Source organism: Flavobacterium sp. DW-iso2, assembly GCF_058725285.1.
In genome coordinates this window covers 58483-81350 of record NZ_JBZXDY010000004.1, presented here as the reverse complement: position 1 = coordinate 81350, position 22868 = coordinate 58483, and the positions used below count along the sequence as shown (strand labels likewise).

At 32.3% G+C, this 22868-nt stretch carries 20 protein-coding genes; 18 read left to right on the top strand and 2 right to left on the bottom strand.

The features are described 5' to 3' along the window. Positions 1–23: 23 nt before the first annotated feature. Positions 24–1628 carry a hypothetical protein gene (locus tag AC4PRO_RS04265; protein ID WP_492116441.1) on the bottom strand — a complete coding sequence of 535 codons (1605 nt, stop codon included), beginning with the start codon at positions 1626–1628 and terminating at the stop codon, positions 24–26. Beyond that, positions 1618–2622: a hypothetical protein gene (locus AC4PRO_RS04260; protein ID WP_492116440.1), complete on the bottom strand. Its 1005-nt coding sequence runs from the start codon at positions 2620–2622 to the stop codon at positions 1618–1620. Before AC4PRO_RS04260 ends, AC4PRO_RS04265 begins: the two co-directional genes overlap by 11 nt. A gap of 392 nt (positions 2623–3014) precedes the next feature. Here AC4PRO_RS04260 and AC4PRO_RS04255 point away from each other — a divergent pair, with 392 nt between their 5' ends. The 18 genes from AC4PRO_RS04255 (at position 3015) to AC4PRO_RS04170 (ending at position 22800) form a co-directional block, all read left to right on the top strand. Next, on the top strand, positions 3015–3743 hold the full coding sequence (locus AC4PRO_RS04255; protein ID WP_492116439.1) for an LOG family protein: 729 nt from the start codon (positions 3015–3017) through the stop codon (positions 3741–3743). A 192-nt stretch (positions 3744–3935) separates the two neighbouring features. Beyond that, a complete protein-coding gene (locus AC4PRO_RS04250) occupies positions 3936–6683 on the top strand; it encodes a gluzincin family metallopeptidase (protein ID WP_492116521.1) in 2748 nt (915 codons plus the stop codon). A 186-nt stretch (positions 6684–6869) separates the two neighbouring features. Beyond that, on the top strand, positions 6870–9278 hold the full coding sequence (locus AC4PRO_RS04245; RefSeq protein ID WP_492116438.1) for an alpha-ketoacid dehydrogenase subunit alpha/beta: 2409 nt from the start codon (positions 6870–6872) through the stop codon (positions 9276–9278). Between the two features lie 113 nt (positions 9279–9391). After that, a complete protein-coding gene (locus tag AC4PRO_RS04240; protein ID WP_492116437.1) occupies positions 9392–9658 on the top strand; it encodes a hypothetical protein in 267 nt (88 codons plus the stop codon). Positions 9659–9756: 98 nt separating this feature from the next. Then, on the top strand, positions 9757–10437 hold the full coding sequence (locus tag AC4PRO_RS04235; RefSeq protein WP_492116436.1) for a peptidoglycan DD-metalloendopeptidase family protein: 681 nt from the start codon (positions 9757–9759) through the stop codon (positions 10435–10437). Positions 10438–10439: 2 nt separating this feature from the next. Then, on the top strand, positions 10440–10952 hold the full coding sequence (locus AC4PRO_RS04230; protein ID WP_492116435.1) for a hypothetical protein: 513 nt from the start codon (positions 10440–10442) through the stop codon (positions 10950–10952). Positions 10953–11699: 747 nt separating this feature from the next. Beyond that, positions 11700–11993 carry a putative quinol monooxygenase gene (locus AC4PRO_RS04225; RefSeq protein WP_074724234.1) on the top strand — a complete coding sequence of 98 codons (294 nt, stop codon included), beginning with the start codon at positions 11700–11702 and terminating at the stop codon, positions 11991–11993. Positions 11994–12171: 178 nt separating this feature from the next. Continuing rightward, the gene (locus tag AC4PRO_RS04220; protein WP_175460301.1) at positions 12172–12327 is read left to right on the top strand and encodes a hypothetical protein; all 156 of its coding nucleotides are present in this window, start codon (positions 12172–12174) and stop codon (positions 12325–12327) included. An 884-nt stretch (positions 12328–13211) separates the two neighbouring features. After that, complete coding sequence (locus tag AC4PRO_RS04215) at positions 13212–14576, top strand: NAD-dependent succinate-semialdehyde dehydrogenase (RefSeq protein ID WP_074724235.1); 1365 nt, start codon at positions 13212–13214, stop codon at positions 14574–14576. 108 nt (positions 14577–14684) lie between these two features. Further along, positions 14685–15683, top strand: coding sequence for an NADP-dependent oxidoreductase (locus AC4PRO_RS04210; RefSeq protein ID WP_492116434.1), 999 nt, complete (start codon positions 14685–14687; stop codon positions 15681–15683). A gap of 346 nt (positions 15684–16029) precedes the next feature. Further along, the gene (locus AC4PRO_RS04205) at positions 16030–16596 is read left to right on the top strand and encodes a helix-turn-helix domain-containing protein (RefSeq protein WP_074724237.1); all 567 of its coding nucleotides are present in this window, start codon (positions 16030–16032) and stop codon (positions 16594–16596) included. Positions 16597–16610: 14 nt separating this feature from the next. Beyond that, the gene (locus tag AC4PRO_RS04200; RefSeq protein ID WP_492116433.1) at positions 16611–19613 is read left to right on the top strand and encodes a PAS domain S-box protein; all 3003 of its coding nucleotides are present in this window, start codon (positions 16611–16613) and stop codon (positions 19611–19613) included. After that, complete coding sequence (locus tag AC4PRO_RS04195; RefSeq protein WP_074724239.1) at positions 19613–20047, top strand: response regulator; 435 nt, start codon at positions 19613–19615, stop codon at positions 20045–20047. Before AC4PRO_RS04200 ends, AC4PRO_RS04195 begins: the two co-directional genes overlap by 1 nt. A gap of 213 nt (positions 20048–20260) precedes the next feature. Next, on the top strand, positions 20261–21082 hold the full coding sequence (locus AC4PRO_RS04190) for an ice-binding protein (RefSeq protein ID WP_492116432.1): 822 nt from the start codon (positions 20261–20263) through the stop codon (positions 21080–21082). A gap of 175 nt (positions 21083–21257) precedes the next feature. Next, on the top strand, positions 21258–21425 hold the full coding sequence (locus AC4PRO_RS04185; RefSeq protein ID WP_317040297.1) for a Thivi_2564 family membrane protein: 168 nt from the start codon (positions 21258–21260) through the stop codon (positions 21423–21425). A 61-nt stretch (positions 21426–21486) separates the two neighbouring features. Next, positions 21487–21681, top strand: coding sequence for a hypothetical protein (locus AC4PRO_RS04180; RefSeq protein ID WP_074724241.1), 195 nt, complete (start codon positions 21487–21489; stop codon positions 21679–21681). A 322-nt stretch (positions 21682–22003) separates the two neighbouring features. After that, positions 22004–22216, top strand: a complete 213-nt coding sequence (locus tag AC4PRO_RS04175) for a hypothetical protein (protein ID WP_074724242.1) — start codon at positions 22004–22006, stop codon at positions 22214–22216. Positions 22217–22326: 110 nt separating this feature from the next. Beyond that, positions 22327–22800, top strand: a complete 474-nt coding sequence (locus AC4PRO_RS04170; RefSeq protein ID WP_074724243.1) for a Dps family protein — start codon at positions 22327–22329, stop codon at positions 22798–22800. The last annotated feature ends 68 nt before the right edge of the window (positions 22801–22868 follow it).

Genomic DNA, 22868 nt, shown 5'->3' with positions numbered 1-22868 from the left:
GAAACCTTACCTATTGGTGGCAGTTATTCTTTTACGTTAAACTTTATAAGTAGTTCACTAAAACTAGCTACATAACTCTCTTGCAATATTTTACTATCCTGAAAATTAGAGTAATCTAAAACGTTTAATTTATCAATGTTGAAATATTTATCTGCGGAATATTCTTCTTTTTTAACTGTAGAAGTTAAAATGACTTGTTTGTTTAATTTAAGAAACTCATCAAGCATTATCATTTCTTTGGTAGTTGATAGTTCTCCTTCTCTAAATGAATCAATAATAATTGGAAATTTATGGTCTAATATTGAGTTCAATGCCATAATCTTGCAAAAATAATATTCTTGTCCCTCACTACCTGAATATGTTTCGCTGGCTTTGGTGAATAAATCTTCAAACTGAAGTAGACCTTGTGGATCAATAATATTATAAAATCTCTTCATTTCTTTTAAAGTACTTTCTAAAATGTCTTTTTGGCGTTCTTTATCAGAAGAAATTTTACTTTCATTATTTTTTAATTTTTTTTCAATTTCACTTAATTTATTCTGTAATTCAAGTACTACTTTATCAGTATCTTTTGATTCAAAAATTTCATCTTGAAACAGAATATAATTTTTGATATCTGGTGTAGAATCTTCTAAAAGTTTATTTATTTGATCTTGTTCTTTAATAATTTCATCGTTAAACTCGGAAATGATTTCTTCTTTAATATTAAGACTAGATTTAATCGATGTCAAAATATTTTGTTTTACGTGAATATTACTTACTTCAAATTCAAAATCTTCATTTGTAAATATAATTTTAGAACTACCACATTCACCACATTTAACTTTTCCTTCATTAAGATTCCTATTCAATGAATTAAGTTCAAGAATCAAAGCTTCAAGTTTTGCTCTTCTATTTTCCTCTCTATTTCTTTTTTTCTTTAGATCAGCAATATTTTGATGTATTTCTTTAATTTGATTACCGAAATTTTTATATTCTAAATTATTTGCTGATGCACTAATGAACGTTGATATTTCAGGGTTTTGTTTTATTATTTTTATTTTTCTTATTTCAGCTTTTATTTTTGAATCTAATTGTATCTTTTCTTTTTTAAGATTTTCAATATCATACTTATTGAATGTTTCAATAGTTATTCCTTCCATTGAATAAATCATATTCAAGAAGTCAACTTTATTGTTTTGTCCTTTGACAATAAGATTTGAAGTATTCCTTTTGTCTTGACCTAAAAAGAAAATCTCAAAGAGAAGAGTTAAATCAACAGCCCTTTGTTTTCCACTTTTGTCAATTTGTGGCAGAGTATAAATTTCTTGGTCAAAATAATACTTAAATTCAGTAATACTATTGAATATAAATAATTTTTCTTGATTTAAAACCAAAATGGAATTTCCTTTTCTTAAAAACTCAAATTTTCGGTTTTGAATTTCGATTTCAGTATAAAAGAAATATTTTTTAGTGTCAAATCCACTAGGGAAAATTGATTCGTAACCTAGTGAATAAGCTATACTTTGTAATAGTAAAGTTTTCCCTCGATTATTCTCGTTACTATAAATTATGTTAGTTTTATTAGTAAAGCGATTTTCTATAAATGCTTCATTTTTATTTCCAAAAGCTATTTTTTTAATTATCATCTAGTCCTTCTATAATTATTGAAATTAAGTACAGTATTGTTTCTTTGGTTAAGTATGAATTTTTTTTAAAAGCATATTCAACAAATAATAGTTCATATATGTTTTCAACATTATTATCTGTAGTGTTTGTTATATATTCTACAATCATTTCGCAAACATTCCAAAAAATTTTATTTTGGTTTTTATTAAAAAAAGCTTTCGAAAGATTAGAATTACATTCTTGTAACAAATCTTTTTTATCTTCAATATCCATTCCAGCAAGAATTGGAGAAAAATAAATTGGAATAGATTTATATTTAAAAATTTCACAACCAATTATACGACTTATAATTAAGGTCTCAATGTCTTTAGTTGAAAGATGTCTTCTAAAATTAAGAACTTCTCTGATTTCTGTTATTGATGTATTTTCAATACAACTGTTTTTTTTTGTTGTTTGGATATCTCTTAAGTCCTTAAAGAGACTGTTATAAAAATCATCACTTTTGAGATTAGTATTTTTAAATTTGGTTACTGCTTTTATATAATCATTATCAGTGATACTATCCTCTACTATTAAAACTTTTTTTAGAAAGTTTTCTATATTCAATTCTTGTGTAATTGAATTTTTCTGGACTCTTTCTATTTCTTCTGTTAAACCGTTTTTTATTCTTTCGAAAGTTTTTACAATTATGTTATCTAAATTATATGTCGTTTTATTTATATCAATTTTATATTCTGGTTTTAATTTTGGGCAAAAGAAAATAAACTCTTCAAAAGAAAATATTGACGTAAAATTGTCGAAAAGAGTGTAAAGATATGTCCCTATTTTTTTTGGATTTAAACTCTTTTCGTTTTTTGATTGAATATCCCATATTTTATCAAATTTTTCACTTAGACCATTTACATCATTGAAGCAGTCAAAAGTTACGTAGAGAACATCTTTACTATCCATACGTTGTCCAATTAAATATAATAATGATTTTGTTTCAAAATTTGAAGCTTTCTCATTATTCATTTCAGTATTTCGGAATGTATATATCATCTTATTTTTTGTGAATTTTACGACTCTGCGGTATAATTGCCACCAACTTCTATATAAACCAAATATACACCTCTTTTTGAATTTTACATTAACAATTTTAAGGCTTTTCTTATTTATTTGTGTTTATAAAAAGGCCGTTGCATTTAATTTTCTATCGAGACAGCAATTCAAAAAAGATAGACCCTTTAAAAAAATAATTAAACTATACCGTGCCGTATTTGAAAAAAGAGTTACTTTAGTATCTTGGATATCTAGCCCAGATAGAAGTGGTATCTTTTTATTTTTTATCTTTCAAAAAATAAAAAGATACAAGCGGATAGCTGGATAAGGCTCCAGAAAATAATAGTTAATAATACAATACGAATATGAGATTAGAAGATTTTGACAATGACGAGGATAAAGTAATCCAAGATAAATTAAAGCAAAAAAACTGGAATGAGATCCGGACTAATGACAGCTGGGCGATTTTTAAAATTATGGCCGAGTTTGTAAACGGTTATGAAAATATGGGACGTATAGGTCCGTGTGTGTCCATTTTTGGATCGGCACGAACTAAGCCAGAAGATCCGTATTATTTACTTGCAGAAAAAATAGCTTACAAAATCAGTAAAGCCGGTTACGGTGTGATTACTGGCGGAGGCCCCGGAATTATGGAAGCCGGTAACAAAGGTGCGCATCTGGGGGGAGGAACTTCGGTAGGATTGAATATTGTATTGCCGTTTGAGCAGCATTTCAATCCGTACATTGACGGAGATAAAAACCTGAATTTTGATTATTTCTTTGTTCGAAAAGTAATGTTTGTAAAATATTCTCAAGGATTTGTAGTAATGCCTGGTGGATTTGGAACTTTGGACGAATTGTTTGAAGCAATGACATTGATTCAGACAAAAAAAATAGCAAAATTCCCTATTATACTGGTAGGAACTGAATTTTGGTCTGGATTAATCGAATGGGTAAAAAAAGTGTTAATCGAAAGAGAACATACTGTTGGCCCCGACGATTTGAATCTGATACGAATTGTTGACACCGAAGACGAAGTGGTAGAAGTTTTAGATACTTTCTATAAAAAGTACAATTTGCAACCCAATTTTTAAGAAAGGAAGCTGTTTTTACGAACAGCTTTTTTTTATGCCTTTTTCAAAAAAATAATTTATTTTGTATCCAAATAAATGTATATTGTGCACTACTAACCAGTTGAATAAAAGTTGAAACCATTTTATAAAATAGCGATTTGTATCTTCGTTTTATTGATACCGATAAAACAATATGCCCAGCATCATTCCCAAATGTTTGTTGAAGTCAATGGGGATGATAAAACTTTGAATATTGAGCAAGAACTCACCTTTTTTAATGAGTCTAATGATACGCTGACTTCAGTAATTTTAAACGATTGGAATAATGCCTATGCAGATGTTAACACTCCTTTGGCGAGACGATTTTCGGATGAATTTTATCGTGGTTTCCATTTGGCCAAAGAAAACGAACGAGGCAGTACAAAAAATCTAACGATTGTTGATTCTGAAAAATTATTTCTTTCTTGGGAAAGAACGACTACAAATCCAGATATCATTAGCGTCCAATTGAGAGAAAAACTCGCCCCAAATGAGAAAATAAAATTGCGACTTACTTATACCACAAAAATTCCAAGTGATAAGTTCACAAAATTTGGTTACAATGCCGATGGTGGTATGAATTTAAAAACATGGTACCTTACTCCTGCCCGCTATGAAAACCATGCTTTTATAACATACAGCAATGCTAATTTAGATGATATAGCCAATGCGGTGTCTGACATTGATATCGAATTAAAAGTGACCAAAGGTTTAGAAGTCACCACTGACTTAAACAGCGGGGAAGCCATTCAAAAGGATAACTATTCAGTTTTTAAACTTACAGGGAAAAACAGAAGCAATTTTAGTTTATTTATAGAACCTAAATCTAGTTTTTCCAGTTTTAAAATAGATGATCTTGAAGTGGTGACTAATTTGAAGGAAGAAAAAATAAGTCCAAAACAACAAGCTTACGCTATTGAATGTATTGTAAACTATGTCGATCATTTAATTGGGAAATACCCTTTTGAAAAAATTGTGGTTTCCCAAACTGATTATGATCGAAATCCATTTTATGGATTAAATCAACTACCTTCTTTTATCAGGCCGTTTTCGGATGAATTTACCTATGAGATTAAATTTCTAAAGACTTATTTGAATGCCTATCTAAAAAATAGTTTGCGATTAGATAATAGGAAAGACAACTGGATCTATGATGGAATTCAAGTCTATGTGATGATGAAATATATAGAACAGAATTACCCAAACACAAAGATGCTGGGTAGCGCCTCTACCTTTCTATTGTTAAAAAGTTACAATCTGACCAATCTGGATTTTAACGAGCAATACAGCTATTTCTATATGCTAATGGCTAGAAAAAATCTGGATCAGCCACTGGGAGATCCTAAAAATTCTCTGATAAAATTTAACGAACAAATCGCGAGTAAATATCGCGCCGGATTAAGTTTTAGGTATCTGGATAATTACCTTGGAGGTGCTGCCGTTACAAATAGTATTCAACAATTCTATGCTGAGAACAAGGAAAAACAGGTCTCTAGAAACGATTTTGAAGCCACTTTAAAAAGAAGTACCGACAAGAATATTGATTGGTTTTTTAGAACAATTATTGAATCTCGGAAAATCATTGATTTTAAATTTGCAGATGTTGTAAAATCTAAGGATAGTGTTTCGTTTACCATTAAAAATAAAACTGGGGTTATCGTTCCCGTGCCTGTTTATGGAATTAATAAAGGCGAAATTGTATTTAAAAAATGGTTGGATCCCCAGATAGCCGACAGTGTATTTACTTTAGATAGAAAAAATGCTGATAAAATTGTTTTAAATTATAAGAATGAAGTTCCTGAATACAATTTAAGAAATAACTGGAAATCGCTAAAGTCTTTTTTTCCAAATAACCGTCCCATAAAATTTGTGTTTATGAAGGATCTTGAGGATCCGTATTACAATCAGGTTTTATATGTACCCACCCTCACCTACAATTTATATGATGGTCTCTCGCCTGGATTGCGACTACATAACAAAACGATTTTAGACAAACCCTTTATTTTTGATGTCAATCCGGCTTATTCAACAAATGCAAAAACATTTTCAGGATCTGGTTTTGTGGTTGTCAATCAAAATTATAGAAACAGCCTTCTTTATAACGTACGTTATTCACTATCGGGCGCGTATTTTCATTATGCAGCAGACGCCACCTATTTGAAAATCAACCCGATGATTCAATTAAAAATTAGGGAAGATGACATTAGAGACAACAAAAAACAGTTAATCTTATTGCGTCAAGTGATGGTGAGTCGAGAAAAGAGTGCCTTAGTTATTGACAATTCTACAGAAAATTATTCTGTATTCAATGCAAAGTACTTCAATTCAACAACAGAAATTACCAATCATTTCAGCTTTTCGACTGATCTACAAATAGCAGCGAAGTTTGGAAAAACCGCTGCAGAATTAGAATACCGACAACTATTTGAAAATAATCGTCAGATCAATTTGCGCTTTTATGCCGGTACTTTTCTATACAATACAACTAATTCTGATTTTTTTAGTTTTGCTTTAGACCGGCCCACAGATTACTTATTTGATTATGGCTACTATGGAAGATCTGAAAACAGTGGCTTTTTTAGCCAGCAGTTAATCGTGGCTGAAGGTGGTTTTAAATCAAAACTGAATACGCCTTACGCTAATCAATGGATGACTACTGTGAATGCGAGTTATGCCATTTGGAATTGGATAGAAATCTACGGTGATGCCGGACTATTGAAAAATAAATACCAAAACGAGAAATTTTTATACGACAGTGGTATCCGGTTGAATCTGGTTCCTGACTACTTTGAAATGTACCTTCCAGTGTATTCTTCTAATGGTTGGGAAATAGGGCAAGACAAATACAATGAAAAAATTCGTTTTGTAATTACGTTCTCGCCCAAAATATTAATCAATTTATTTAATCGAAAATGGTTTTAATCGAAAGTATTAACACTTTTTAATTGTATTATTTTCAATAAAATAACAACTAAATTCCGAATAACTAAATTTTACCTTTATTTACAGCAATATAATTGACAATAATTAAATCTTATTTCTTTCACTGTATTATGATAATAGATAGTTTTTGAGTAAATTTGTTCCTTTAAGTGATACTTTTCAATTATGATAAAAGAAAAAACCAATACCGCATTGACATTTGAAGATTTTCAAACCGAAGTGTTGAACGACTATAGAATCGCTATGATCAGTAGAGAATGTAGTCTATTAGGGCGTAGAGAGGTGTTGACCGGAAAGGCAAAATTCGGAATTTTTGGAGATGGAAAAGAAGTGCCTCAATTAGCCATGGCTAAATTTTTCAAAAACGGTGACTTCCGTTCTGGATATTATCGTGATCAAACATTTATGATGGCTATAGGCCAAATGACTGTTGAAAATTTTTTTGCTGGACTATATGGTAATTCAAACATAGAACAAGAGCCTATGTCTGCCGGTAGACAAATGGGAGGCCATTTTGCTACACATAGTTTAAATGAAGACGGTTCTTGGAAAGACTTAACGAAACAAAAAAATTCCAGTGCTGACATTTCTCCTACTGCAGGGCAAATGCCAAGATTATTAGGACTTGCGCAGGCATCTAAAATATACAGACAAGTTAAGGGAATCCCTAATACAGCTAATTTCTCTAATGAAGGGAATGAAATCGCTTGGGGGACCATTGGTAACGCAAGTACTTCTGAGGGTTTATTTTTTGAAACAATTAACGCTGCTGGTGTTTTACAAGTGCCAATGATAATAAGCGTTTGGGACGATGAGTACGGTATTTCAGTTCATGCAAAACATCAGACGACCAAAGAAAATATTTCAGAAATCCTAAAAGGATACCAAAAAAATGATACTGAAAAAGGATATGAAATCCTTAGGGTAAAAGGTTGGGATTATACTGATCTGATTGCTACTTACGAAAAAGCATCTACTATTTCACGTGAGCAACATGTTCCCGTTTTAATACATGTAAATGAACTGACGCAACCTCAGGGACATTCTACCTCTGGATCTCATGAACGATACAAAGATGGAGATCGTCTGGCTTGGGAAAGAGATTTTGACTGTATAAGACAAATGAAATTATGGATGATTGCAATTAATATTGCTTCTCCGGAAGAATTAGCCGAAATTGAAGCAAGTGCCAAGAAAGAAGTTTTAGCAGGTAAAAAAGCTGCATGGAGCGCCTTTATTGAGCCAATTGTTGAAGAACAAAAGGAATTAATTTCCTTATTAGAAAAAATTGCAAATTCAAGTAATCATAAAGAAGCCATACTAAAATATGCTTCGAGCTTAAGTAGTGTAAAAGACCCAATAAGAAAGGAAATTCTAATTGCGGCACGTAAATCTTTACGTCTTGTACTTAATGAAGGCGGAAAAAGTGAATTATCAAACTGGATTACTTCATATACTAAGAAAAATCAGGAAAAATTTAGCAGTCATTTACATTCTGATTCTGAATTAAATGTGTTTTCGGTAAAACAAGTTTTGCCGCAGTACGCTGAAGATTCTAAAGAGGATACAGATGGTAGAATGATTTTACGTGATAACTTCGATGCCATTTTTACAAAATATCCTGAAGCATTAATCTTTGGAGAAGATGCAGGAACTATTGGTGATGTAAACCAAGGTTTAGAAGGAATGCAAGAAAAATATGGTGCACTACGTGTCGCCGATGTAGGAATACGTGAAGCCACTATTATAGGACAAGGTATTGGAATGGCATTAAGAGGTTTACGACCTATTGCTGAAATTCAATATTTGGATTATCTACTGTATGCTATCCAAATTATGAGTGATGACTTGGCAACCCTACAATACAGAACAGTAGGAAAGCAAAAAGCACCATTAATCATCCGTACAAGAGGCCATCGTCTCGAAGGAATTTGGCATTCTGGTTCTCCTATGGGAATGATTATCAATGCTATTAGAGGAATTCATGTGTTAGTTCCAAGGGATATGACAAAAGCAGCAGGTTTTTACAATTCGCTATTAGAGTGTGACGAACCAGCTTTAGTTATAGAGTGTCTAAACGGATACCGCTTAAAAGAGAAAAAGCCGCTAAATTATGGTGAATTCAAGACTCCTATTGGTGTTGTTGAAACGATGAAAGAAGGTTCCGATATCACGTTAGTTTCTTATGGTTCCACATTAAGATTGGTGGAGCAAGCTGCCCAAGAACTTCTTGAAATAGGTATTGACTGTGAAATTATAGATGTACAATCTTTGCTTCCATTTGATATCAATCATGATCTTGTAAAAAGTATCACTAAAACAAATCGCTTGTTAGTAATTGACGAAGATGTTCCTGGAGGTGCTTCTGCTTATATTTTGCAACAAATTATTGAACAACAAGATGGTTACAATTATTTAGACAGCAAACCACAAACTTTAACTTCAAAAGCACACAGACCGTCTTACGGAACTGATGGTGACTATTTTTCTAAACCATCTGCAGAAGATATTTTCGAAAAAGTATACGGAATGATGAATGAGGTTAATCCTTCAAAATATCCAAATTTATATTAAAAAAATAATATTGTAATAGGAAATCCCAGCTGTATACGCAGTTGGGATTTTTTTTGTATTAATAAAAACAGTATCTTGTCAACTAATTAGTTACAAACTCAAATACAATAAAAATGAAAAAAACAGCAATGTTCATAGGAGTACTGTCAGTTTTGGCAATCGTTTCTTGCAAGGAAAAAGAAGAAACTAAAGAAACTCCAGCAGCTACGACTAATCAAACTATTGAAGTTACTACAGAAACTCCTGCAGTGGAAAAAAATCCTGATGGAACCTCTATAAGTGTAGGAACAGATGGCGTTGATGTTAGTACTAAAAACGGAACAAAATCAACGAGCGTTAATGTTTCAGGTGGTGAAGCTGAAGTTCAAGTTAAAAAATAATCTTATTTTTTAACGCTTAAAATAGTAAAGCCAATCTGGATTCGTTCAGTTGGCTTTTTTTTATACTATTGAAACTAAAAATTACAAAATAGCAAAAAATGACAAGTTTAGAAACCGTTATAAGAAACATCCAAAACGTAAAAGTAATAGCTGATTCAATTTCTTTAAATCAATATATCGCTTTAGACTTATCTGTTTTAAATCACAATCTAGCTAAGGAATCATTAGCGGATTCAGCTGATTTTGAAAAATACATTGAAAGTTACTTGACTTTAAATAATTCAAAAGTGGCCTATGGAGGTTATAATGAGGAGCGGAATCTTTATAAGCGAAGTACTATTTTTAAAGATGAGGAAACAGAGGAACGAAATATACATATTGGACTAGATCTTTGGATAAAAGCTGGAACACCTATTTTAGCAGCTCTTGATGGTACAGTTCACAGTTTCAATTTTAATGCCGGTTTTGGAGATTATGGTCCCACAATCATTCTGGAGCACCACATCGAAAATCATACATTTTATACTTTATACGGACATTTATCGTTAGATAGTTTAGAAAAAATCGAAATAGGAACTGGTTTTAAAAAAGGACAACAAATAGGATCATTAGGTGATTCAGCAGTGAATGGAGACTATTCTCCTCATCTGCATTTTCAAATTATAAAAAACATTGGTGCTAAAGTTGGTGATTACCCAGGAGTTTCCACAAAAAGCGAATTAGACTTTTATTTAGATAATTGTCCAGATCCTAACTTACTATTAAAAATAAAATCTTAGCTATGAAAAAACTAATCCTCCTCCTAAGTTTAATTGTACTTATTGGATGTAAGTCAAAAAAACCAGATACAACGACTGAGGTAAAACCAGAAGAAGTCCAAATCACGAAATTAGCCGTCGCCGATGTTGACACTAATCTAAAGTCAAAAGCATATGAATTAGGCAAACGCATTTTAATGACCTGCAATACTTCTAAGTTTAAACCATTTAATCAAAGCGAAGCAACAAAATCCGTAATAAATAACATTACGGAAACAAAACTATCAAAAACATGTGCTAAATTCAGACAGTGGTATGGACCGTTTCAGGATCTTAAACTAATGGAAATTTACAAAGACAACGAGACAAAAACAACGATATTTCGTTTTAAAGCACTATATAAAAAGGCTGTAGCCAATAAAGAACTTCGTGTTTATATGAACGAACAAAATCAAGTGTCAGCAATCAAGTCAATGGACTGGAATGATGTTTTCGAAAAAAAATTATTTAGAAACACCGATACAGATACTGAATAGCTTTAGATGATTTGCTATTCAACAGTAATCCAAATAGAAAATGACTTAATTTCATTTTCTATTTGGATTTTTTGTTTTAAGTTCATAGCTAGTAATATGGTCAAAACTCCTTCCCTATACCTGTCATTTTAACATAATATCAAAGAGTAGCACATTCCTAATAAAATTACATACAGAACCAACCCATTTATTAATTATCTCAAATCAAAGTATCTGTTTCGAATTGTTTTAACACTTCCAGAATTAATGTCTATTCAAATAACAAACCCTACCACGAACAAGGTATTAAAAAAATTCGATGAAATGACTGACGAACAAGTTCAAGCCACAATCGAAAAGTCTAATCGCTTTTTCCAAGAATAGAAGAAAACTTCTACTGACGATCGAGTAAAAGTATTGCATAAAATATCCGATATTTTGCGCAAAAAGAAAAAGCTAGTTTACCGAGTTAATCAACCTTGAAATCGGGAATGTTTTAGCCTAAGGGGAATAGGAATACAACCTAAATTATTATATGGTAGATTACTAAGTCGATAAAAATGAGGTCTTTCTTGCTGATAAAAACTTAAACGCTAAATCTGGTGAGGCATTAATCAGAAACAGTCATCCTGCGTTTCTATTTATTGTTATGATTTTTGATTCTGCTAAAAGTACTATACTGTTAAATTTCAGGTTGAACAATAGTTAAACTATGCAAACCTAAAAACTAATAACACTACTTTTATTACCTAAATAAAATTTATCATTATGGAAAAATATGCTTTATTAGCACGATTAGAAGCTAAAGTAGGAAAAGAAGACGAAGTTGCTGCATTTTTAAAAAGTGCTTTACCATTAGTACTAGACGAGCCAGACACTGTAAATTGGTACGGATTACAAATAGGACCATCAACCTTTGGGATTTTTGATACTTTTGAAACTGAAGAAGGTAGAAAAGCACATCTTGCAGGTAAAATTGCAGAAGCTTTAATGGCAAACGCAGGAACATTACTTTCTAAAGATCCTGTAATTGAATTAGTAGATCTATTAGCCGTTAAATAATCGGAAAGTAGTTAGTCAACTTTTAAGTTGCTCGATATAGTCCGAAAGTAATTTATATCGAAATCTAATCTCAATAAAACAAATTTTACCTTTTAAAGCCAACATAAACATTTTATGTTGGCTTTAATTTTTTTGTTTTATTATTCTAATTAAGACACGGTACATTATCATTTTAGAAATGATATTGCATAATCCTTCAGATGTTGCCGTAATTCAAGGAAGGACCTCTGAGAATAAATACACGCCAATAGATTTATCGGTTACAAATAAATCATTGGAAAAGAATATCATGGCAATACTATCGATTTCTAAAATTTCATCGAAAAGCAATTAGCACCTAATTTAGCTAAAGTTGCTTATAGAGGACATTACGAAGACTGCAATCTACATTCACGCAATACTATTTTTAAAGATGAGCAAACAAAAGAGTAAAATATACATATTGGACTAGATCTTTGGATAAAAGCTAGAACCTATATTTTATCAGCTCTTGGTGGCACAGTTCATCGGTTTAATTTCCATGCTGGTTTTGAGGATTACGATCCAAACATTACAATAGAAAATCAAGTGTTTTATATGGACATTAAACGTTAGATAGTTTAGCGAATATAGCGATTCGAGCTGTTTTAAAAAAAGGCAACAAATAGAATCGTTCAGTTATTCATCGTTGAATGGCGATTATTCTCCTCATCTCCATTTTCAAATTCTAAAAAAAAATAATACTAAAGTTGGTGATTAACTAGGAGTTTGTTCTAAAAATGAATTAGGCTTTCATTTATAAAATTGTTCAGATCCTAGCTTACTACTAAAAATAATTTCTTAGTAATGAAACAAATAATCCTCTTACTAAGTTTAATCGTCCTCCCCTACCCTTATCATTTTAACATAATAACTGAATACACCATAAAAACCAATTAACTGACAAATAGAGCGCTACATTCATTAATACCTTACAATACATACCATAAATAATTACGTGTTAAAATTTATGAATTAATTAATAGTACTGTTTTTTTCTTTTAACATTTAGTTGCAACAAATTGAGTGAATTTCGACTTAATTTTATAAAACAAAATTTAATCTGTATAAAAGTTGTTTAAAAAATGTCGAAATAGATACTGTAGTTCTGAATATCTAAAATCACAGTATCTATTTCTACTCCTTTTAAAACTCTAAAAAGCAAGATTAAATCTATTTTAATTAATTAAAAATAAATTTATGTCTATTCAAACAACAAATCCCACCACAAACAAAGTAGTAAAATCATTCGATGAAATGACTGACGAACAAGTTGAAGCCGCAATCAGAAAGTCGAATGACTTTTTTCAAGAATGGAAGAAAACATCTTATGAAGATCGAGCAAAAGTGTTACATAAAGCAGCCGATCTGATGCGTAAAGGAAAAAGTGATTTAGCCAACTTAATCACCCTTGAAATGGGAAAAATCAAAGCACAAGCGGAATGGGAAGTTGATTTAAGTGCTGATATATTGGATTACTACGCTAATAATGGTGCTGCCTTTCTCGCCGATAAAAAATTAAACCCTGAATCTGGCGAAGCGTTTGTTCGCAGTAGCCCTATAGGTGTTCTCTTTGGTGTTATGCCTTGGAACTTTCCGTTTTATCAGATCGTACGATTTGCTGCGCCAAATATCATGGTAGGAAATACCATTTTATTAAAGCACGCCTCGATAGTACCACAATGTGGTATCGCAATTGAAGAATTATTTAGAGAAGCAAAAGCTCCTGAAGGTTTATACACCAATTTATTGATTTCAGGAAAGCGAAGTACAGCCTTGGTAAGTGATGAGAGAATCAAAGGGGTGTCACTAACGGGTAGCGAAGGTGCAGGTGCAAGTATCGCCGAAGCTGCAGGAAAACATCTAAAAAAATCAGTGCTTGAATTAGGAGGTAGTGATGCCTTTATAATTTTGGAAGATGCAGATATCGATACCGTCGTTGAAATGGCTATTGCAGGAAGATTTAGCAATACTGGACAAAGTTGTGTCGCTTCAAAAAGATTTATTGCTGTAGGAGCAATAGCAGACGAGTTTTTAGAAAAATTTACCAAAAAAGTTGCCTCCCTTAAAGTAGGCGATCCTATGGACCCTAATACACAGGTTGGACCGCTTAGCAGTGAAGGGGCTTTAGTCAACTTATTGGATCAGGTGAAAAGATTTGAAAAAGCAGGTGCTAAAGTTGTAGTTGGTGGTAAAAGAGCTTTTGAAACGGGAGCCTTTATGCAACCTACCATTTTAACTAATCTAAAACGTGGCGTTCCTACTTTTCAAGAAGAGTTATTTGGACCCGTAGCTTCTTTTTACAAAGTTGCCAACGAACAAGAAGCTATTGATCTTGCAAATGATTCTCCTTTTGGTTTAGGAGGCTCGATATTTACAAAAGATATAGAAAGAGCCATAAAAATTGCCGATCAAATTGATAGCGGTATGGTTTTTATCAACGAACCAACAGGTACGCAAGCTGACTTGCCGTTTGGAGGAACCAAAGGTTCTGGTTATGGACGTGAATTATCTGAACAAGGAATTCATGAGTTTGTAAACAAAAAACTAATAAGAGTAAGCTAACACTAACATAATGTGTAAAGTAGCACTTATTTTTAAAACAAGGAAATCATTTTTCCATTTTAAAAATAACTGTTTTATTCTCTATTAAATAATTAAAAGTAAAATAATATGACTACAAGACAAATTATATTGCAATCAAGACCTTCGGGAGCACCCACGCTACAGAATTTCAAGCTTGAAAATACCACATTAGATCAATTAAAGTCAGGGGAAGTGCTGTTAAAAGGGCTTTATTATTCGGTAGACCCTTACATGCGTGGTCGAATGAATGACGCTAAATCATACGTGGCTCCGTTTAAGATTAATGAACCCTTGGAAGGTGGTGTCGTTGCTACTATTATAGAGAGTAAATCCGATAATTTTAAAGTTGGTGATACAGTGGTAGGAAGATTTCCGTGGAAAGAAATGTTTGTATCAAAAGATGACCTTCTACAAAAAGTAGATACTAACGTCCCCGAGTTGAGTTACTACTTAAGTATATTAGGAATGACAGGCTTAACCGCTTATTTTGGATTGATGGATATATGCAAACCAAAAACAGGTGAAACGGTAGTGGTCTCTGGTGCAGCCGGAGCCGTAGGAATGGTCGTGGGACAAATTGCTAAATTACAAGGCTGTCACGTAATAGGGATAGCAGGCACGGATGAAAAAGCAAAGACGTTAATCGAAGATTTTGGCTTTGATCAGGTAATCAATTATAAAACATCCAAGGATATTTATAAATCCGTAAAAGACGCTTGTCCAAATGGTGTAGATGCTTATTTTGATAATGTAGGTGGGGAAATTTCAGATGCAGTTATTAGTGTCATTAATTTTCATGCCCGAATTGCATTGTGCGGGCAGATATCCTTATATAATAGTAAAGAAACACCGATGGGCCCAAGAATTCAACCGATGTTACTAACAAGAAGTGTTTTAATGCAGGGATTTATCGTCGGTAATTACCAAGATAGATTTCCTGAAGGAATGAAACACTTAACGAGTTGGGTTAAAGAAGGAAAACTACAATTCACACAAACAGTTGTAGAAGGGTTCGACCAATTGCCCACGGCATTACTCGGTTTGTTTGAAGGTGTAAATACCGGAAAAATGATTGTCAAAGCTTAAATTATAAAGTGACTTTGAAGGAAAGAAGCTGTTAGCTGTATTATTTAAATACCGTTAACGGCTTCTTTGGTTTGTTATTTTAAAGCTAAAAAAATCGAATAAGACTAGAGAACCTCAAATCGACAACATTCCATTGCTACATAAGAAATAGCAATACCAGATCCTTAATTTTAAAAAACATCTTCTGTTATCGCTAATTATTCCCTATTTTTGGCACAACAAAAGGCAAAATAATCTGTGAATTATACAACTAATTTATAAATTATGTAATTCTTTTTTGAGAAAAAAATGCAAATTTTACAGAATCAGTTAAAAAATAAATAATTTGAAGTTATATATCAAATACATGGTCAGCAATCGCTGCAAACTAGCAGTTAAAGAGGAATTAAAAAAGCTTGGATTGCATTTTATTGTTGTTGATTTAGGAGAAGTGGATGTAATGGAAAACATTACCATGGCACAAAGAGAACTTCTTAAAGAAGGATTACTTAGTGCAGGCTTTGAGCTTATGGATGATAAAAAATCCATGCTGATAGAAAAAATTAAAAATGTAATTATCCAAATGGTTCATCATTCGGATGAAGTAATTAAAGTAAATTTTTCTATTTACCTAAGCGAAAAGTTGAATCACGACTATACTTATTTATCCAATCTGTTTTCTGAAGTGCAAGGAACAACAATTGAGCATTTTATCATTTCGCATAAAACAGAACGGGTTAAGGAATTGATAATTTACGGAGAACACAATATCACTGAAATTGCATGGAAAATGGGCTATAGCAGCGTAGCGCATTTATCAAGTCAGTTTAAAAAAGTAACAGGCCTTTCCCCTTCTCACTTTAAAAATTTGAAAGATAAAAGGCGATCCCCTATTGAAGAAATTGGTATGAAAAATCAAAATAATCTAAGTTAAGTTTTAAAAACATCATGAAATTAATTTTAGAAAAAAGGTTTCAACTCTACTACATCTTGGTTTCCATCATATTGGCTTCTGTACTAGGGATTTTTTACTATAATAACCTTCAGGTAAAGTCCAGTAGCGACTCTGCGGAGCATGCTCAAGTGATTCTACATAAAAACGCTAATGTACTATTAGACATTCTTGATATTGAGACTGGTGTTAGAGGATATATAATCTCTGAAAACGACATTTATTTAGAGACATTTAATAACGCTGTAAAGGCCATGAAAGGAAACTTAGCGGCCCTGTCAATGCTAACTAAGAATAATGCTCCCCAAAATATTCAGGTTGATTCTTTGAAGATGATGACTTCGAAAAATTTGTTTTTATTACAAAAAATCATCGACGACCGAAAAATTGGTTTATTAGATGAAAATGAAAAGATTGCAATACTAGAAGATGGAAAAGTAATCACGGATAAGATCAAGAGCATCATTGCAAAAATCAATATTGATGAATACAATGTTCTTAAACTTAGAAAAATAGAAAACGAAAAAAGCATTCAAAATGCTGAGATACTATTCTTCCTACTTTTAATCTTAATATTTGTTGTTTTTACACTTGTATTTATTATAATTAAAAGTTTAAAAGTTAGAAATCAAGAATTAGAATTATTTACCACTTCACAAAAATTACTTTCTAATTACTCCCTAAGCCTTATCGAGGCTAGTTTAGATCCATTAATTACTATAAATATTGATGGTAAAATTACCGATATGAATGAGGCCACGGTCCAAATTACTGGTATCAACCGCGAAAAATTGATTGGGTCTAATTTCTTCGAATATTTTACCGAACCACAAATGGCACGTGAAGTATATCTCGAGGTATTTGATAAAGGATCAGTTGCTGACTCTCCCTTAACAATTCGTCACAGAGAAGGCAAATTAACAGATGTTTTATTTAATGGATCTGTCTATAAAGACGATAAGGGCGCAGTATTAGGAATTGTTATTGTTGCCCGCGATGTAACCGCCCAAAAACTACTGTCCAATTATTCGTTGAGTCTAATTGAAGCAAGTCGAGATCCATTGGTTACCATTAGTATCAAAGGAAAGATTACTGATATGAATGAAGCGACTATCAAGATTACGGGTATGGAGCGAGAGCTTCTTACCGGTTCCGATTTTTTTGATTATTTCACAGAACCTCAAATGGCAAGAGAAGTATATCAAGAAGTATTCGCAAAAGGATCTGTCGCTGATTCTCCACTCACCCTTCGACACAAGAACGGTAAATTAACAGATGTCCTATTCAACGGATCGGTTTATAAAGATGATCAAGGAAATGTACTAGGTGTTGTTGTAGTAGCACGAGATATCACAGACCAAAAAAGAATTGAGACAGAACTAATTGAAGCTAAGGTATTTGCTGAACTCGCAACGGGAATTGCCGAAGAAGAAAAACGAAATGCTGAAAATGCTACTTTAATTGCCGAGAATGCTGTAAAAGCAAAACAGCAATTTTTATCCAATATGAGTCACGAAATTCGTACCCCTATGAATGCCATTATTGGTTTTACAAAGGTAGTTCTAAAAACCGATTTGACTGAGAAACAAAAAGAATATCTGAATGCCATAAAAATGAGTGGTGATGCACTTATTGTACTTATTAATGATATTCTTGATTTGGCAAAAGTAGACGCTGGGAAGATGTCTTTTGAAAATATACCTTTTAAGGTGAAATCCTCCATTACGTCGATGCTTCATTTATTCGAAACAAAAATACAAGAGAAAAATTTAAAATTAGCTATAGAATATGATTCCAATATTCCTGCAGTAATCGTAGGTGACCCTATTCGATTGCATCAGATTATTTTAAATTTAGTTAGTAACGCTGTCAAATTTACGATCAAAGGGAAAATCACCGTTAGTGTGCGTTTAATTGATGAAAATGCAGAAAATGTTACCATCGAATTTGCCGTGACTGACACCGGCATTGGAATCCCTGAAGATAAAATAGCGACAATATTTGATAATTTCCAACAGGCCTCAAGTGGAACTTCTAGAATTTATGGAGGAACTGGACTCGGATTAGCCATCGTAAAACAACTAGTGGAACCTCAAGGCGGTAGTATAAACGTCACAAGCAAAGTTGATGAAGGAACTACCTTTAGTTTTAGATTGAGTTTTCAAAAAACAACTGCCGATGCCGAAGTGGAAACCGAAATAATTGAAGTAGAAAAACTCAACAAAAACATCAACGTTTTAGTAGTGGAAGACATTGCTCTGAATCAATTATTGATGAAAACACTATTGGATGATTTTGGATTCGAACGAGATATTGCCGAAAACGGGAAAGTAGCAATTGAAAAACTAGAAAATAATTCCTATGACGTCATTTTGATGGATCTCCAGATGCCAGAAATGAATGGATTTGAAGCTACGGAATATATCAGAAATACGATGAATTCTGAAATTCCTATTATTGCATTAACAGCTGATGTGACAACTGTAGATTTAGCCAAATGTAAATCGGTCGGAATGAATGATTATATTGCAAAGCCCGTGGACGAGCGCTTGCTCTATAGCAAAATCTTAAATATAGTTAGGAAATCATCTTCCAAAAAAGCAAAAGAGATTAAAAAAAATAGTGTAGTTAAAACTAAAAAATATACTGATCTAGCCTATTTAGAGTCCCGTACTAAATCGAATCCTAAATTAATGATGGAAATGATTGATGCTTACTTACAGCAAACACCTGCTATAGTAGCTACAATGACGGAGAGTTTAAGAAACAAGGATTGGGAATTACTGAGAGCCTCAGCTCATAAAATGGTACCTTCCTTTTCTATCATGGGTATCAGTACTGAATTTGAAGAAATGGCAAAAAAAATCCAAAGCTACACCGCTGATAGCGAAAATCAAAAGGAAGAAATAGCTGATTTGGTGCTGCAACTTTCAAATGCATGTAATCAAGCATGTGCAGAATTAGAAATAGAATTTAATAATATAAAAAACAAAAACTGATGAAAAACGAAGAAAAAATAAAACTATTTTTAGTAGATGACGATGCCGTTTTTCTAAAGTCATTAGAAATCGAATTTCTTCATCACACTGATTTCGTAGTCGAAACCTATGCAACTGGTGAACTTTGCCTAGCTAATTTAGAGAAAAAACCAGATGTAATCATCCTTGATTATCATTTGGATGGAATTGATAAAAACGCGATGAACGGGATTGAAACTTTAGATAAAATCAAAGAATTTGATCCAGATATTCCAGTTGTAATGTTATCCTCTCAAGATAAAATTGATGTCGCCATCAGTTGTATGCACCACAAAGCTTTTGATTATGTCGTAAAAAGTGAAACTTCTTTCTTGCGACTTCAAAAAAACATTACTGCCTATTTCCATTTTGAAAGAATTGAAAAAGAGTTAAATTGGTACATGGCTAGAATGTAATGATCTGATTTATTGCGCAACTTAAACAACACACCATAAAAAAGCTAAGCCTGTCAAATGACAGGCTTAGCTTTTTTTACATTAATCACAAAAAATTTAATTGTTCAAATCATGTTAATTGTATAATGTTTAAGCATATTAACATAACTTCTTTGGTAATAATATCATCAAATTTGGATAGTGATAATTAATTCACAATATAAACCCAAATTTATGAAATTAGTAAAAGTAATACCAATGATAGCGATGCTATTAGTTGGAGTACTATCAAGTTGTAGTGCAGATGCCGAAACCTCTGAACTAGTAATAGCAAATTCTAAATATGAAACCACGCCTATTTCATCTCCAAAACAGGAAGCTAGTACTTCGTCACAAGTTTCGGAATTGAAAGGCATAAATCTTGGTGTTGCAGAGAATTTTGTGATTCTGTCTAAAACAGGAATTACTGATGTCTATAAATCTGATGTTACAGGAGATATTGGCGTAAGTCCTATAACTGGAGCTGCTATTTTATTGAAATGTAATGAAGTAACTGGTACAATTTATACAGTTGACGCTGCTGGACCACTTCCTTGTAGATTAACTAATGCTACGAGATTAACAACAGCCGTGGGTGACATGCAAACTGCATATACGGATGCCGCAGGACGTTCTAACCCTAATTTCCTAAATTTAGGGGCTGGAAGCATTGGAGGTAAAACACTTACACCAGGACTATATACTTGGACAAGCGACCTTTTGATCCCTACCGACATCACAATTTCAGGAAGCCCCACTGATGTATGGATATTCCAAGTCGCAGGAAATCTTGATATGAGTAATGCAGTGAGAATTACACTTGCTGGTGGCGCTCAAGCTAAAAATATCTTTTGGCAAACAGCTGGTGCAGTTACACTAGGAACTACAAGTCATTTTGAAGGAATCATATTAAGCAAAACCGGAATTAATCTAAAAACAGGAGCTTCAATAAATGGGAGAATGATGGCTCAAACTGCAGTTACATTGCAAATGAATACTGTTAAAAGACCACAATAAAAAAACCTATATTTTTAAGAAAGCACCAGATGCCCTATGGCAAACGGTGCTTTTTTTTATATCGAATAATATTGAAGAAAATCTGTGAATGATGAAACTTTTCATCCAAATTATATAAAACATACTGCCTATAAGAGCTTTACCTTTGATTATAATATAATTAGAAATTATCATCATGTCATTAATTAGCATATTGTTAGCTTTTATTGTTATCGGAGCTGTTCTTTGGCTGATAAATACTTATGTTCCTATGGATATTACAATAAAAAATATATTCAATTCACTAATTATAATTGTGACTATCATATGGATACTTAATGCTTTTGGGCTTTTCAGTTCTTAATTCAATTGATCCTATCTATAAAAAAAAGTTATGAAATTTATAAATCTAAAAAAATAAAATTATGAATCTTAAAAGAATCTTTGGGGCTTTACTTACAGCCCTTGGTATCGGAGCGCTAATATATGCGGCAGTATTATTTATGAATACCTCAGGCGGTAATCAAGATATTAAAGCGTTAATAATCTACGGAATACTAGGACTAATATTCTTTACATCAGGAATAAGTCTAGTTAGAACTACAAAGGACGAATCATAAGTAATATCAAAATTGAAATAGCCTCATTGCTATTACTGGAGGAATCAATTGGAACTGATTAATCATAATTAGGCTGTATGTGATTGTAAATTTATTAAAATTAGAAAGAAATACAATTTTTATTTGATTACAAATTTTTGAATGGTATCTTTAGATAGTTTGATAAATCAATTTTTTACATAAAATTAGCTGATTTAAATATTTACGATCAGATTTAAAAATGTACTGTTTTTTGAATGGATTATTAAATACAGATACACCTACCATATAGCATTTTAAAAAACAGGAACAGTCAAATTTTAACATCAAAAACGTAACATCGATGAATGCAAAAAACATAGGAATACTAATAATAATCATTGGAGCTATTATGGTGTTTTATACCGGATTTAATTATGTGACTACTGAAAAGGTCGTAGACATAGGGCCAATAGAGATAAACAAACAACAAAATCATCCTGTTCAATGGTCACCAATCGTTGGCGTTGTACTAATCATCGGTGGTGTTGTCCTTGTTGCAAAAGATAAAAAATAATTATTTTTAAAATTTTTAAATCAGTTTAAAAGCTTTATGCTGCACAATAACTATTAAAATTCAAAATGGTTACTGATTCAATACACTATTAAAATATAAAATTTAGCATTATGAAACCACAAATTGGAATTACAGAAAATCATTTAGCAAACAGCGTTACATTGCTATCCTCCGTTTTAGCAGATGGGATGACGCTGTATATTAAAACAAGAAAATTCCATTGGAACGTTTGCGGAGAGAGCTTTATGGAAATACACAAATTGTTTGAAAATCAATACAAACAATTAGAAGAAAGTATAGATGAAATTGCTGAACGCATCAACAAACTTGGAGGTAAAACAATTGGAACAATGGCAGAGTTTTCTAAACTTACCCACCTTAAAGAATCACCTAGTAAGTATCCATCTCAAAAAGAAATGTTAGCAGAGTTATTAAATGATCATGAAACAGTTATTGTTTCGCTTCGTACTGGAATCGAAGTATCTGAAAAAGAAAACAAAGATATTGGTACTGCTGATTTTCTAACGGGAATGTTACAAGAACACGAAACAATAGCATGGATATTAAGAAGGTATTTAAGCTAGACAATTTATACTCGCTCCTTCTTATTTATTGAAGGAACCTTACGGGACTCGTTTTAACTAAGGAGTGA